Below are 14,685 nucleotides of genomic sequence, written 5' to 3'. Positions count from 1 at the left end.
GCCCGGGCACGGCGCGCCCGGGAGCGGCGACCGCCGGGGCGGCTACTCCTTCCACTCGGTGCTGAGCACGCCCATCTGGACCTGGTCGTGCCAGCTGCCCGCGCGGAAGACCGCCTCCCGGCGGCGGCCCTCCTCGGTGAAGCCGGCCCGGCGGTAGGCGGCCAGCGCGCGGGTGTTGTAGCTGTTGACGGTCAGCTCGATCCGGTGCAGGCCCAGCTCCTCGAAGCCGTAGCCGATGGTGGTGCGCAGCACGTCGGTGCCCAGGCCCCGGTCCTGGTAGGGCGGGCCGATGATGATCGCCAGGGTGGCGCAGCGGTCCTTCGGGGTGGCGCCGTACAGGGTGACGTGGCCGGCCAGCAGGCCGGAGTCGAGGGTCTCCACCGCGAGGCCGAGGTCGGTGCCGGTGTTCTGGCTCCAGGACCGGAACATCTCGGCGAGCCGCCCGTCCGGCTGGGGGTGGACGGGGCCGGTGACCTGCTGGATCGCCAGTCCGGGTTCGCGCCACCAGGCGGTGAGCAGCGGCAGGTCGGTCTCCCGCAGCTCGCGCAGGCGTACCAGCTTGCCGGTCAGCGGATCGTGGTCGATGGCCATGCGGTGGGGGTCCTCTTCCGTCGTGGGGTGAGACCCGCGGGTGGGCGGGTCCGGGCGGGCGGACGGTCCGTCAGGCGAGCTGCGCGGACTGGAGTCCGGCGTAGGGGCCGCCGGCGCGCAGCAGGTCGGCGTGCGAGCCGACCTCGGCGATCCGGCCGTCGTGCATGACCACGATCCGGTCGGCGCCGCGGATGGTGGACAGCCGGTGGGCGACCACGAAGACGGTGCGGCCGCGCACCAGGCGGGCCAGCGCCTGCTGGACCAGCGCCTCGGAGCGGGAGTCCAGGGCCGAGGTCGCCTCGTCCAGGATCAGGATCCGCGGGTCGCGGATCAGTGCCCGGGCGATCGCCAGGCGCTGCTTCTGGCCGCCGGAGAGCCGGGCGCCGCGCTCGCCGACCACGGTGTCCAGGCCGTCCGGGAGCCGCTCGATGAACTCCAGCGCGTTGGCGTCGCGCAGCGCGGCCAGCACGGTCTCCTCGGGCACGTCCTTCAGCCCGTAGGTGACGTTCTCCCGGATGCTGCCCTCGAACAGGATCGACTCCTGCGGGACGACCGACAGGAACTTCCGGTAGGAGCGCAGGTCCAGCTCCTCCATGTCCCGCCCGTCGAGCAGGATCCGGCCCTCGGTGGGCCGCAGGAAGCCGATCACCAGGTTGAGCACGGTCGACTTGCCCGCGCCGGACGCGCCGACCAGGGCGATGGTCTCGCCGGGCCGCACCGTCAGGTCGAAGCCGTCGACCGACGCGGCGTCGGCGCCGGGGTAGCGGTGGCCGACGCCCCGGAAGTCGATCCGGCCGGTGACCGCGCCGACCTCCGCCTTGCCGGAGTTCTCCTCGAGGTCGGGGGCCTGCAGCACCTCGCCGACCGAGCGGACCGAGGCCAGGCCCTTGCCGAGCTGCGGGGTCAGGGTGAGCAGCGTGGTGACCGAGCCGGTCAGGGTGGAGAAGTAGGCGCTGAGCATCACCACGGCGCCCGGGGTGACGTCCATCCAGCCGTAGTAGGCGACCAGGGCGGAGCCGGCCAGGCAGCCCACGCCGAGCGCGTTCAGCAGGATCCAGGCGAGCGAGCCGAACCGGCCGTTCAGCAGGTCCAGGCGCAGGCCCGCGTCCAGCACCCGGCCGAGCGTCCGGTCGACCCGGCGCAGCGCGGTGCGCTCCAGGCCGTGGGCCCGGGTGATCGGGATCAGCGTGGTCATCTCGCCGATCCGGGAGGAGAGTTGCTCCACCTCGCGGCGGAACGACTCGTTCTGGGTGCGCAGCCGCTCGCGCAGCCGCACCACCAGCAGCGCGCTGGCCGGGACCAGCACCACGAAGACCGGCAGGAAGGCGGGGGTCTGCCAGCCGATCACGACGAGTCCGCCGGAGAGCGTGGCGATCGCGGCCAGGCCGTTGTCGGCGGTCTGCTGGGAGGCGGTCTCGATGCCCTCCACGTCGCGGATCACCTTGGCCTGCAGCACGCCGGCGCTGACCCGGGAGTGGTAGCCGATGGACAGCTGCTGCATCCGGTGGCAGAGCGCCGAGCGCAGCCGGGTGCCCGTGCGGCGGATCGAGCCGTGCATCCAGTGCACGTACAGCAGGTGCAGCGGCAGGTTGAGCAGCAGGATCACCAGCAGGACCGCCGAGTTCCACCACAGCACCGATATGTCCCGGTGCTTCACCACCACGTCGACGATGTTGGCGGTGATCAGCGGCAGCAGCCAGACCGGGGCGTGCTTGGCGAGGAAGACCCCGATCGCGCCGAACACCCGGGCGCGGTCGGGGCGGAAGAGGAAGAGCAGGGTGCGGACGGGGTGCTCGCCGCGGTAGCGGTGGCTGAGCGAGCCGTCGGGCAGGGCCATGGGGGTACTCCTGTGCGGAGGGCGAACCGGTGGGGCTCGTTCCATCCTTCCAGCGCCCGGGCACGGCGGACCTGTCCGCTACCGGACAGCGGAAGCTCACGGACCGTCGGGGCGATCCGCGAGAATCCGGGGCCCCGGGAGCGGAGGGTGCTCCCGGGGCGGTCGGGGTGGTGCGTCGGTCAGGGGTAGCTGACCACGTCGGACGGGCCGCCGAAGGTCGGGCTGACGGGGGCGCCGACGCCGTTGACGACGGAGTCGATGCCGCCGGAGCCGTTCAGGAACACCGTCAGCAGGTCGTGCAGGTGCACGCCCGGCGCGTTGGGCGCCTGGAAGGCCGTGGAGTTGTGGATGTCCACGCCCTGGCTGAAGTAGGAGTAACTGCCGAGGCCCCAGCCCTGGAAGCTGGTGACGGCGGGGCCGACGGCCAGCGCCGGGTAGCCCTTCTGGGTCGAACTGGCCATCCAGGAAGCCTGGTTGGGGACCTCGTACGGGTTCTCGTTCTGGAAGAAGACCAGCTTGCCGTCCTGGCCGAGCCAGTTCGCCTCGGTCTTCTGGAAGTGCTCGACGGCCAGGCCGAGGGCCACCACGTGGTCGCCGTTCACGGTGATGCCGGTGTCGGACTGGTCGCTGGTCCAGGAGCCGCCGCCGGCGCCGTGGTCGGCGCGCCAGATCCACGCGTCGTCGATCAGCGTGTGGTCGCTGTTGACGACGACCGCGGTGTCCACGCTGCCGACGGTGGCGCCGCCGACCCGGACGAACACGTCGTGCAGGGTGGACGGGTCGGCCGCGTGGGAGACGTGCGAGCCGGGGGTGCCGACGCGCAGCAGGTACGGGGAGCGGACCGGGCCGGCGTCCAGGATCAGGCCGGTGAGGTCGACGCCGTCCACGTCCGCGGTGGTGATCACGGTGTTGCCGTTGGTCGGGACGAGGGTGGCCATGCCCAGGCCGAGGATCTTGGTGTCGGCGCGGGTGACGTTCAGCGCGGTGGCGAACCGGTGCACGCCGGGGGCGAACAGCAGGTTGTCACCGGCGTTCAGGGCCGCGTTGACGGTGTCGGCGCCGGTGCCGGGCTGGACCACGTAGAAGCTGCTGAGCGGCAGCGAGGTGCCGGGGGTGGCGCCGTTCAGCCAGGTCGGGCCGGTGGAGTCGGTCCGGGTGTCGGGGACGAAGACCTGGTAGGCGCCGGCGGCGTCCAGGTACAGGTACGGGGCCTCGCGGGTCACCGGGCAGGTGGCCAGCGTGGTGTACGGGTTGGGGCCACCGGACAGGCCGGAGTTCGCGGCGAAGGACTGCGCCGGGGCGCCCGGGGAGCCGCAGAAGACCTGGTTCCACACGCCGTTGCTCCAGCTGTCCATGCTGGTGTTGCGGGCGAAGTACTGCTGCTGCGAGCCGTTGGTGATGCCGCCGCCGGTCTCCTGCGAGTCGGCGATGAAGCCGCCGCTGGCCCACGCCGGGGAGCCGGTGCAGTAGTCCATCAGCGTCAGCTTGCCGTTGACGCGCACCCGGCGCAGCGGGGCGGCCTGGGAGACGGCCCAGAAGTCGGCGCCGTTGTAGCAGCCGGACTTTCCGGCCACGTTGACGGTGAGGTTGCTGAGCGAGCGCCAGAAGTTGGTGGTGGCGTAGCACTGGCTCTGGTCGCCGCCGGTGCACTGGTTGTAGACGTCGACGCTGCCGTTGATCACCACGTCGCCGGGGTTGCGGCCGAGGCCGGCGACGGTCTCGTAGAAGCCCAGGGAGAAGTTCAGCGGGGCGGCGGCGGTGCCGTAGGTGCCGGGCTTGAACAGCAGCGCGTAGCGCTGGGCGCCGAACTCGTTGGCGCCCTGCTGGTTGGCGAGCGCGTCCAGCCGGGACTGGATGGCGGACTGCGCCATGCCCGGGTCGAAGACGATCACGTTGTCGCCGAGCGCGCCGCCGGTGGGCGGCGGCGGGGTGCCGGTGCCGGGGTCGGTGCCGGTGGTGCCGTCGGTGTAGAGGTTGAGGTCGACGATCGACCACCAGTTGGGGCTGACCCCGGTGGTCAGCTCGATCCGGACGTAGCGGGCGTGCTGGGCCGGGAAGGTGGCGGTGACCGGGTTGGCCGCGGCGGTCTCGGTGTCGACGGTGGTGAAGTTCGTGCCGTCGCCGGAGACCTCGACCTGGTAGCCGTGGGCGTAGTCGCCCGGGTAGCCGCCGGAGTCCATCGTCAGCTGGTTGAAGGACTGCGCCGAGCCGAGGTCGAGCTGCAGCCACATGCCGGCGGTCATCGCGGTGTCGGAGCTGAACCGGCTGCCGGTGTCGGCGTCGACGGCGTGCGCCGGGGCGTCGCCGGTCGAGGAGGGGGTGTTGGAGGTGGCGGTCCAGCCGGTGCGGCCGAGCGCCGTCTCCGTCCCCGCCGCCCCGGCCTGGGTGGCCGGGACGGCGAGGGCGGCGACCAGCGCCGCCAGGGCGACGGCCGCACGGCCGAGGCGGCCGCGCTCTCCGGTGGGGTGGTTCATTCTGCGTTGCTCCCTTGTGGTGGGGGCCCGACAGCTGCCGGGCAGTCAGGGGGCGGCACGCGGTGGGCGGCGCGACGAGGTGGGGGGTGCCGCGCCGGGTCGCGGGCCGCTAGGCCCGGGCGCGGTGCGCGGAGATGAGCTGCGCGTAGCGCTGCCCGCTGGCCTTCACGGTGCGGGTCTGGGTGGGGTAGTCGACGTGGACCAGGCCGAAGCGCTTGTCGTAGCCGTACGCCCACTCGAAGTTGTCCAGCAGCGACCAGGCGAAGTACCCGGCCAGCGGGGCGCCCTTGGCGACGGCGCGGGCGCAGGCGGCCAGGTGGCCCTCCAGGTAGGCGGTGCGCTCGGGGTCGTCGACCCGGCCGTCGGCGGTGACGGTGTCGCGGTAGGCGGAGCCGTTCTCGGTGACGTAGAGCTCGCGGACGCCGTACTCCTCGGTGAGGCGCAGCAGCAGTTCCTCGATGCCGGGGGCGTGCACCTCCCAGTCCATCGCGGTGCGCTCCGGGTTGGGGCCGGGCACCTGGACGAAGCCGGGGACGCCGCCGTTGGGGTCGGCGGCGACGATCTGCCGGAAGTAGTAGTTCAGGCCGACCCAGTCGAGCGGGGCCGAGATCAGCTCCAGGTCGCCGTCGCGGACCGGGAGTTCGACGCCGTACAGGTCGACCATGTCCTGCGGGTAGCCGCGGCCGAGGACCGGGTCGAGCCACCAGCGGTTGATGTGGCCGTCGGCGCGCCGGGCGGCCTCCAGGTCGGCCTCGGACTGCGAGGCCGGCTCGATGGTGGAGAGGTTGTTGACGATGCCGATCCGGGCGCCGGGCACGGCCGCGCGCAGCGCCTGCACGGCGAGGCCGTGGCCGAGGTGCAGGTGGTAGGAGGTGCGGACGGCGGCGGTCAGGTCGGTGAGGCCGGGCGCCATCGCGCCTTCGAGGTGGCCGATCCAGGAGGAGCAGAGCGGCTCGTTGAGGGTGCACCAGTCGCGGACCCGGTCGCCGAGCCGCTCGGCGACCACGGCGGCGTACTCGGCGAAGCGCTCGGCGGTAGCGCGCTCGGGCCAGCCGCCACGGTCCTGCTGGGCCTGCGGGAGGTCCCAGTGGTACAGGGTCGGGAAGGGCGTGAGGCCGCGCTCCAGCATGCCGTCGACCAGGCGGTCGTAGAAGTCCAGGCCCGCCGCGTTGACCTTGCCGTCGGCCAGCGGCACCACACGGGGCCAGGCGATGGAGAAGCGGTAGGCGTCCAGGCCGAGGCCGGCGGCCAGGTCGAGGTCCTGCGGCCAGCGGTGGTAGTGGTCGCAGGCCACGTCGCCGGTGTCCCCGCCCGCGACCTTGCCCGGGGTGTGCGAGAAGGTGTCCCAGATCGACGGGGCGCGGCCGTCGGTGCTCGCGGCGCCCTCGATCTGGTAGGCGGCGGTGGCGGCGCCCCAGCGGAAGTTGGCCGGCAGCGCGTCGAGGGGGTTCACGGTGGTCCTTTCGAGGGTGAGCGGGCGGGCCTGACGGTCCGTCACTTGACGGCTCCGGCGGTCAGGCCGGCCACCAGGTAGCGCTGCAGCAGCAGGAATCCGGCGACGACCGGGAGGCTGACGACCAGTGAGGCGGCCATCACCTGGTTCCAGTAGACGTCCGTCTGGGTGGCGTAGCCCTGGAGGCCGACGGCCAGCGTGCGGGTCTGGTCGTTGGTCATCACGGAGGCGAAGAGCACCTCGCCCCACGCGGTCATGAAGGCGTACACCGCGACCGCGATGATGCCGGGCAGCGCGGCCGGGACGACGATCTGCACCAGGGTGCGGATCGGGCCGCAGCCGTCGACCGAGGCGGCCTCGTCGAGGTCGCGCGGGATCGAGTCGAGGTACCCGGCGAGCATCCAGATGGAGAACGGCAGCGAGAAGGTCAGGTAGGTGAGGATCAGTCCGCCGCGGCTGCCGTACAGCGCGATGCCGGTGGTGTTCCCGATGTTGACGAAGATCAGGAACAGCGGCAGCAGGAACAGGATGCCCGGGAACATCTGGGTGGAGAGCACCGTCACCGTGAAGATCTTCTTGCCGCGGAAGCGGTAGCGGCTGACGGCGTAGCCGGCCAGCAGCGCGATCACCACGGACAGGCCGGTGGCGCTGCCCGCGACGATCAGCGAGTTGGTGAAGTACTTGGCCAGCGGGACGGTGCTCCAGATGTCCACGTACGGACGGAGCGTCAGCTTGCTGGGGATCCACCGCCAGGGGCCCTGGACGTCCTGCAGCGGCTTGAGCGAGGAGCTCAGCATCACCGCGACCGGGGTGAGCGTGAAGACGGTGAGCACCAGCAGCACGATCCGGCGCAGCCAGCGGAAGGAGGCGGGCGGGTTGATCATTCGGCGTCCCTGCGGCGGTTGGTGACGGCCAGGTAGACCACCGTCACCAGCAGCAGGAACAGCAGCAGCAGGACCGACATGGCCGAGCCCTGGCCGAAGTTCCAGGTGATGAAGGAGGACTGGTAGATGTGGATCGAGATCAGGTCGGCGGCGGCCGGGGCGGCCTTCCCGAACAGCACGAACGGGGTGTTGAAGTCGTTGAAGGTCCACAGGAACAGGACCAGCACGAGCACCTGGTTGACCGGGCGCAGCGAGGGCAGGGTGATCCGGCGGATCTGCTGCCACACCCCGGCGCCGTCGATCGCGGCGGCCTCGTAGAGCTCGCGCGGGATGTTCTGCAGCCCGGCGGTCAGGCTGAGGAAGGCGAAGGGCCAGCCCTTCCAGACCGACACGGTCAGCAGCGCCCAGAAGCTGTTGTCGCCGATCAGCCAGAACGGCTTGTCGCTGGTCAGGTGCAGCTGGTCGTGCAGCACGTGGTTGATCAGGCCGGTGTCCCGCTGGAACATGAACGACCAGGTGATCACCGCCGCGAACACCGGCAGCGCGTACGGCAGCATGAACGCCGCGCGCAGCAGCCCGCGGCCGCGGAAGGCGTCCTGGGTGAAGATCGAGGCGGCCATGCCGACCAGCCAGGACAGGCCGACCGAGAGGACGGTGAACAGGCAGGTCGTCCAGAACGAGGCGAGCAGGGCCTTGCCGACCGGGGCGTCGAACTTCAGCGCCACCTGGTAGTTGTCGAAGCCCGCCCACGGGGCGGCGGACCAGTCGCGGATGAAGAACTGGGTGAGCTGCTTGAAACTCATCACGATGCCGGTCAGCATCGGCACGATGTGGATGAGCAGCTCGGCGGCGAGCGCCGGGAACAGCAGCACGTACGGCAGGCTGCCCTTGCCCAGCTTGAGGCGGCGGCGCCGGGGGGCGGGGGCCGCCCCGGTCGGGGCGGCCTCCTCATCGGCGGTCTGACGGTTGATCAGGTTCTGCGGCACGTCAGCTCGCCGGCATCTGCTGCTGGGCCTTGGACAGCTCGTCCTTGACCGTGGCCTCGGTGACCGGCTTGCCCGCGGCGGCCGACGCCAGCAGGTTCTTCACCGCGGTGCCGATCAGCGTCTCGAACTGGCTCTCGCTGGCGACCTGCGGCAGCGGGGCGGCGCTCTTCTGCAGCACGCCGGCCAGGGTCTGCAGCTCCGGGGTGGCGAACTTCGCGTCGGACTGGGCGGCCTTCACCGGCGGCAGCGAGCCGTAGGTGCCGTTGAGCAACTTCTGCTCGTCGTCGCTGGTCATGAACTTCACGAAGTTCAGGGCGCCGTCGAGGTTCTTGGTGTTCTTGAAGACCGCCAGGTTGATGCCGGCCACCATCGAGCTGGTGGCCTTGTCGCCGGTGGCGCCGGCCGGGACCGGCACCGGGACGACGCCGTAGTCGTCCGGGTTCATCCCGTGCGACTTCAGGTTGGCGCCCGCGGACTGCCACATCAGCATCGCGGCCTTGCCGGTGGCGAAGTCGGTCACCGACTGGTTGGCGGCGTACTCGGCGTTGCCCGGGGCGGCGATCTTGTCGTTCGCGATGAAGTCGACGTACTGCTTGACCGCGGCGACCGCCTCGGGGCTGTCGAACTTCGGCTTGCCGGAGGCGTCGTAGAAGCCGGTCCCGTGCTGCATGCCCAGGGTGAAGGCGTGGTGGACGTTCTCCGAGACGTTGCCGCCCTCGATCGCCAGGCCGTACTGCGAGCCGGTGGTCAGCTTCTTGCCGTCGGCGACCAGGTCCTCCCAGGTGGCGGGCGGGTTGGCGATGCCGGCCGCCTGGAAGAGCTTCTTGTTGTAGTACAGGCCGTACGCCATCGAGTACAGCGGGACGGCCGCCGGGTCCTTGCCCTTGGCACCGGCCGAGGCGATGGTCGAGGCCAGGAAGCGGTCCTTGCCGCCGATCTTGTCGAAGGTGGCCTGGTCGAACGGCAGCAGCGCACCGGTGGCCTGCAGCGACGCGGACCAGGTGTTGCCGATGTTCAGCACGTCGGGGCCCTGGCCGGAGGCCGTGGCGGCGAGGATTCTGTTCAGCAGGTCGGACCAGGGGACGACCTCGAGGTTGACCTTGATGCCGGTCTGGGCCTCGAACTTCTTCAGCTCCGGCTCCAGCACCTGCTTGTCGTTCTCCAGGCTGCTGCCCTGGTTGGACGCCCAGTACGTCAGGGTCTTCGGGCTGGAGTTGGTGCCGCCGCCGCTGCCGCTGTCGCCGCCGCCGCAGGCGGTGGCGGTCAGCGTGATGGCGGCGGTGAGGGCGAGGGCGGCGGGAATCCGGTGGGTGCGCATGGAGAAGCCCCTCTCGGGCTGTCGTCTCGTGGGGGTGAAGTACGGCACCAGGGCGCTTACTTCACGGCGAGATTTAACGTCTGAGAAAAGTGGACGTCAAGAGCTGCGACCGCGTAGATTCTGCAACGGAGGAGGAGACCCCATGACACCGCGAGGCAAGCAGACCGTTCGCGACCTGCGCCGATCCAGCCGTTCGACCTTGTTGCGGCACCTGTACTTCAACGGTCCGCTCAGCCGCCAGGAGCTCGGTGCCGCCACCGGACTGAGCGCCGGATCGGTCAGCAATGTTACGGGCGAGTTGATCACCGACGGCCTGATCGAGGAGTGCGGCTCGGTCGAGTCCGACGGCGGCCGCCCGCGGATCCTGCTCCGGGTCACCCCCGGCCAGGCGCACCTGGTGGGCATCGACATCGGCGAGACCCAGGTCCGGGTCACCCTGTTCGACCTCGCGCTCACCGAACTCGCCTCCGCCGACCAGCCGCTGGAGACCGCCCACGACCCGGAGCGGGTGGTGGGGATGATCGCCACCGGCCTCACCGAGGTGCTGGCCTCGGCCGGCGTCTCGGCCGACAGCGTGCTCGGCGTCGGCCTCGGCGTCCCCGGCATCGTCGAGCAGGGCACCAGCGCCGACCCCGGCGCGGACGTGGTCGTGCACGGCCAGACCTTCGGCTGGGACGCCGTCCCGCTCGGCCGCCTGCTGCGCGAGCACACCGCACTGCCGCTGTACGTCGACAACGGCGCCAAGACGCTCGGCCAGGCCGAGATGTGGTTCGGCGCCGGGCGCGGCAGCCGGCACGCCGTGGTCGCGCTGTTCGGCTCCGGCGTCGGCGCCTGCGTGATCGCCGACGGGGTCCGCTTCCGCGGCGCCACCAGCTCGGCCGGCGAGTGGGGCCACACCAAGGTGCACGTCGGCGGCCGCCGCTGCCGGTGCGGCTCGCGCGGCTGCCTGGAGGCCTACGTCGGCGCCGAGGCACTGGTCGAACGCTGGGACGGCACCCGCCCCGGCACCAGCGAGAAGGCGGGCCTGGCCGCGCTGCTGCGCGCCGCCGAGGCCGGACAGCCCAGCGCCGTCGCCCTGCTCGACGAGGCCGCCGAACTGCTCGGCGCCTCCATCGCGGACCTGGTCAACCTGTTCAACCCCGAGCGGATCGTGATCGGCGGCTGGGCCGGACTGCTGCTCGGCCCGCGCCTGCTGCCCGCCGTCCGCGAGGCCGCCACCAGCTACGCCCTCACCTACCCGCGCTCGCGCACCACCATCGAGCTCAGCCACCTCGGCCCCGACGCGGTCACCCTCGGCGCGGCCACCCTCCCGCTCACCCACTTCCTCGACAGCGGAGGCGAACTCCCCGACCACATCGCGGTCACCGCCGCCGTCGGCTGACCACCGCGGCGGCGGTCGCCCCCGCCCGCCGCCGGCCCTCCTGCCTCCGCCCTACCGCGCAGCCGCCAGCGGACGCTCCGGCGCGGCCTCCGCCGCACCCTGGTCCCCGCCGCCGCCGGACGCAGCCAGCCGCTTGACGACCCGTCGGCCGAGCCGCTGGAACGGCAGCTCCACCCACCGGTGGCTGAGCCAGGACAGCACCAGCAGCGCCGCCAGGAACCCGCCGAATTGCAGGGCCCGGTCGGGCCACGAGGTGAACGGCGCGGTGTCCTCCAGCAGCCACTCCATGGCGTGGATCACCGGGTTGTGCAGCAGGTAGACCGAGTAGCTCACCGCGCCCAGCCAGGTCAGCGCGCGCGGGAACCGGCGGTGGCGCAGCGCCATGCCCGCCAGGAACACCACCCAGGCCGCGAGGTAGGCGAAGGAGAACGCCCGCCAGGTCTCGCTCCAGGTGCGCCACAGCGCCGGGCCGTGGTCGTAGAGGTAGCCGGAGAGCACGCCCGCGCAGATCACGAAGGCGCAGGTCAGCGTGGCCTTGAGCCGGTCGATCTGGCCGTGCTCCCAGCGGTAGAGCACGGTGCCGGCGAACATCGTCGCGAAGATCATCATGGTCTCGAACGCCGCCGACCGGCCGTTCACCCCGGCCAGCAGCAGCCCCAGCAGGCCCAGCAGCACGCCGCCGGCCCGTACCAGCGCGGCCCGGCCGGTGAGGATCGCGGCCATCGCTGCGCCCACCGCCAGCAGGCAGCCCAGCACCAGGTACCGGGTGGCGGACTGGCCGTCGGAGAGCGCGCCGAGCGGAAGCCGGGAGCCGAACAGCAGGGCGACCGCCGCGAAGCCCACCGAGATCGGGGCGCTGCGCCGGTGCTGCCCGGTCACGAACAGCGCGGTGGCGAAGTAGTAGAAGACCATCTCGTAGCTGAGGGTCCACATCACGCCGATCGCGTTGGTCACCCCGGAGAGGTCCTGCAGCATCAGGCCGTTTCCGGCCAGCGCCAGCAGCGGGTGGTCGAACACCCAGCCCTGCACCACCTGGTGCCGGCGCGGCAGCACCAGCAGGCACAGCAGCACGGTCACCGCCACCACCGGGTAGATCCGGAAGGCCCGGCCGACCCAGAACGAGCGGACGTCGCCGCGGCGCTCCAGCGAGGCCGGGATGATGTAGCCGCTCACCAGGAAGAACAGCATGACGCCGAAGATGCCCGGGTCCAGGTAGCGCGGCTCGTGGTTGGCGTGCAGCCAGACGAACGGCAGCGCCAGGTGGTAGATCGCGACGGAGAGCGCGGCGATGCCGCGCAGCGCGTCGAGCCAGCCGAGGCGGCTGGACGGGGGTTCGGTGAGCTTCACAGCCAGGAGGGTAGCCGCCGGGGCGGAACAGGCCAGAGGCGGGACCCGGTCCGGAACACCCGTCGCTCGCGCAGGTTTTCCGCACTCTTCCCCCACGCGTCACCGGGACGCTTTATGCCATGGCATAAAGCGTCTATCCGGAAACGGTTCGGGTACCTCATCAGGGACCGAAGATGGACGTATGTATCTCGTGCATGCAAGGCTGCGGGCTCCGGCCGGTCGGGGCGTTCCGCCGGGGCTCGCGGAAATCATCGGGTCCTATGCGCTGGAGCGGGACGCGCTGGAGCACGTGACGGTCCATCCGGAGGCGTCCGGGGAGGTCACGGTGGGTCTGTTCAGCCTGGCCGGGAGCCTCGCGGAGGCGGAGGCGGGGGCCGGCGCGCTGGTCGTGCGGGCGACCGCGGGCGACCCGGGGCTGGCGGGGTTCGAGGTGGTGCAGGTCGGTGCGGCGCTGGTGCCCGGACCCTGGTGGGGCTTCGACTGACGGCCCTTCGGCTGCTCGCGGTGGACGGCTTAGGACAGTGCATGTTCCGTCCAGGCGACTGCTGTTCCCTCGGCGGGCCGGGCGGAGCACAGTAGAGATGTCGGCGGGAGCGAAACGCCGGACCCGAACCCGGGCGAGGCGCCCGGGGAGAAATCCGAAACCACACTTGAGGAGAATTCCGTGCTGGCCACCCGTGTCGCCAAGTTCGCCGCAATCTCGGTTCTCGCGCTCACCGCCCTGGGTATTTCGGCGGCCTCGGCGGAATTCTCCGGGAACGTCGCGGACGGCGCCGTCACCGTACCGGTCGACCACCCCGGCGCACTCCCCACCCTGCCGCCCACCGTCCACACGGACGACGTCACCTGGGGCTCCTGAACCACCGTCAGCGAAAGCACCGCACCGCGGTATCCGAAGAATCCGACCGCAGTATCCGGCTCCGACCGACGACGGGGGTGAGTGAGATGGAATTCCTGGTCCTGGGCGCCCTGGAGGCGCGTCAGTCCGGCGTGCTGGTGGACGTCCGCGGCATGCGGCAGCACCGGCTCCTGGCGCTGCTGCTGCTGAACGCCAACCGGGTGGTCCCGATGGACGCCCTGGTGGACGAGCTGTGGGAGGACCCGCCGCCGTCCGCCCGCCCCCAGGTGCACAACGCGATCCGCGACCTGCGCCGGGTGCTGTCGGTGAGCGAGCACCGGCTGGTGACGGTCGACGTCGGCTACCGGCTGGTGGTCCCGGAGGACGCGGTGGACGCGCACCGCTTCGCCCGGAAGGTCCGGGAGGCGCGGGCCGCCGAACGGGACGGGCGGTTCGCCGAGGCGATCCGGCTGCTGCAGTCGGCGGTCGACCTGTGGCGCGGCGACGCCTTCGCCGGCATCCACTGCCCGGCGGTGACCAGCGCCGCGGTCAAGCTGAACGAGCAGCGGCTGACCGCGATCGAGGACCTGATGGCGCTGCGCCTGAAGGTCGGTGAGACCAGTTCGCTGGTAGGCGAGTTGACCGCACTGCTGGCGGAGTACCCGCTGCGCGACTCGCTGCGCCGCAGCCTGATGACGGCGCTGTGCCGCAGCGGCCGGCAGGCCGACGCGCTGGCGGTGTACGACGAGGGGCGCCGGTTCCTCGCCGACGAGCTGGGCCTGGAGCCGAGCCCGCAACTGCGGGCGCTGCAGGCGGAGATCCTGGCGGACGCGCCGGGGGTGCACGGTGCCGCGACCCCCACCGCGGCGGGCCGCCGCCCGGAGGCGGCCGGCGAGGCTCCGGCCGCCTTCCCGGCCGGAGCGCGCAACTGCCTCCCGCACGACCTGGCCGACTTCACCGGGCGGGCGGCCGAACTGGCACTGCTGCGCGAGGCGGTCGGCCGCGGCGCCGCGGGTGCGCCGCTGATGCTGGCGGTGGACGGGATGGGCGGCGTCGGCAAGACCACGCTGGCGGTGCACCTGGCCCACCAGGTCACCCGGGAGTACCCGGACGGGCAGTTCTTCGTCGCGCTGGAGGGCTTCAGCGACACCCGCGCCCCGGTGCCGCCGGCCCAGGCGCTGGCCGTGCTGCTGCGCGCCGACGGGCTGGAGCCGGAGCGGATCCCGCGGTCCTTGGAGGAGCGCAGCAGCCTGTGGCGGGCCCGGCTCGCCGGCCGGCGCTGCCTGGTGGTGCTGGACGACGCCGCGGACACCGCGCAGGTCCGGCCGCTGCTGCCGGGTGCCGGGGACTCGCTGGTGCTGGTCACCAGCCGCCGCAAGCTGACCGCGCTGGACGGCGCGCTGGCGCTGCCGCTGGACGTGCTGCCGCCCGGCGACGCGGTGGCGCTGTTCGCCCGGATCGCCGGGGAGCACCGGATCGCCCGCGAGCCCGCCCGGGCCGCCGAGGCGGTCGGGCTGTGCGGCCACCTGCCGCTGGCGATCCGGATCGCCGCGCACCCCCTGAGCCACCGAGATCG

At 72.1% G+C, this 14,685-nt stretch carries 12 protein-coding genes; 4 read left to right on the top strand and 8 right to left on the bottom strand.

Annotation, left to right across the window (positions count from 1 at the left end; all coding sequences use genetic code 11):
- Window positions 1–42 precede the first annotated feature (42 nt).
- The 7 genes from AB0K51_RS25805 to AB0K51_RS25775 form a co-directional block, all read right to left on the bottom strand.
- Entirely contained in the window at window positions 43–591 is a 549-nt protein-coding gene (locus tag AB0K51_RS25805) for a GNAT family protein (RefSeq protein ID WP_363459454.1), read from the bottom strand.
- 70 nt (window positions 592–661) lie between these two features.
- Window positions 662–2,428, bottom strand: coding sequence for an ABC transporter ATP-binding protein (locus AB0K51_RS25800; RefSeq protein ID WP_363459452.1), 1,767 nt, complete (start codon window positions 2,426–2,428; stop codon window positions 662–664).
- 179 nt (window positions 2,429–2,607) lie between these two features.
- On the bottom strand, window positions 2,608–4,902 hold the full coding sequence (locus AB0K51_RS25795) for a discoidin domain-containing protein (RefSeq protein ID WP_363459451.1): 2,295 nt from the start codon (window positions 4,900–4,902) through the stop codon (window positions 2,608–2,610).
- 109 nt (window positions 4,903–5,011) lie between these two features.
- On the bottom strand, window positions 5,012–6,355 hold the full coding sequence (locus tag AB0K51_RS25790) for a GH1 family beta-glucosidase (RefSeq protein ID WP_363459528.1): 1,344 nt from the start codon (window positions 6,353–6,355) through the stop codon (window positions 5,012–5,014).
- 41 nt (window positions 6,356–6,396) lie between these two features.
- On the bottom strand, window positions 6,397–7,239 hold the full coding sequence (locus AB0K51_RS25785; protein WP_363459450.1) for a carbohydrate ABC transporter permease: 843 nt from the start codon (window positions 7,237–7,239) through the stop codon (window positions 6,397–6,399).
- Window positions 7,236–8,213: a sugar ABC transporter permease gene (locus AB0K51_RS25780; RefSeq protein WP_363459526.1), complete on the bottom strand. Its 978-nt coding sequence runs from the start codon at window positions 8,211–8,213 to the stop codon at window positions 7,236–7,238. Before AB0K51_RS25780 ends, AB0K51_RS25785 begins: the two co-directional genes overlap by 4 nt.
- A gap of 13 nt (window positions 8,214–8,226) precedes the next feature.
- The gene (locus tag AB0K51_RS25775) at window positions 8,227–9,543 is read right to left on the bottom strand and encodes a sugar ABC transporter substrate-binding protein (RefSeq protein WP_363459448.1); all 1,317 of its coding nucleotides are present in this window, start codon (window positions 9,541–9,543) and stop codon (window positions 8,227–8,229) included.
- A gap of 142 nt (window positions 9,544–9,685) precedes the next feature.
- Here AB0K51_RS25775 and AB0K51_RS25770 point away from each other — a divergent pair, with 142 nt between their 5' ends.
- Window positions 9,686–10,924, top strand: coding sequence for an ROK family transcriptional regulator (locus AB0K51_RS25770; RefSeq protein WP_363459446.1), 1,239 nt, complete (start codon window positions 9,686–9,688; stop codon window positions 10,922–10,924).
- Window positions 10,925–10,975: 51 nt separating this feature from the next.
- Here the strand turns inward: AB0K51_RS25770 and AB0K51_RS25765 are convergent, their stop codons facing one another.
- Entirely contained in the window at window positions 10,976–12,271 is a 1,296-nt protein-coding gene (locus AB0K51_RS25765) for an acyltransferase (RefSeq protein WP_363459444.1), read from the bottom strand.
- Between the two features lie 325 nt (window positions 12,272–12,596).
- Between AB0K51_RS25765 and AB0K51_RS25760 the strand changes: the two genes are divergently transcribed.
- The 3 genes from AB0K51_RS25760 to AB0K51_RS25750 form a co-directional block, all read left to right on the top strand.
- Window positions 12,597–12,755, top strand: a complete 159-nt coding sequence (locus AB0K51_RS25760; protein WP_363459442.1) for a hypothetical protein — start codon at window positions 12,597–12,599, stop codon at window positions 12,753–12,755.
- Window positions 12,756–12,935: 180 nt separating this feature from the next.
- Complete coding sequence (locus AB0K51_RS25755; protein ID WP_363459440.1) at window positions 12,936–13,130, top strand: hypothetical protein; 195 nt, start codon at window positions 12,936–12,938, stop codon at window positions 13,128–13,130.
- 86 nt (window positions 13,131–13,216) lie between these two features.
- Window positions 13,217–14,685: BTAD domain-containing putative transcriptional regulator (locus AB0K51_RS25750; RefSeq protein WP_363459438.1), on the top strand; the 1,469-nt coding region annotated here is incomplete at its 3' end.

Source organism: Kitasatospora sp. NPDC049285, assembly GCF_040678815.1.
Lineage (GTDB): Bacteria > Actinomycetota > Actinomycetes > Streptomycetales > Streptomycetaceae > Kitasatospora.
The sequence above is the reverse complement of the archived record's forward strand: the minus strand, read 5'-3'. Positions and strand labels throughout refer to the sequence as shown.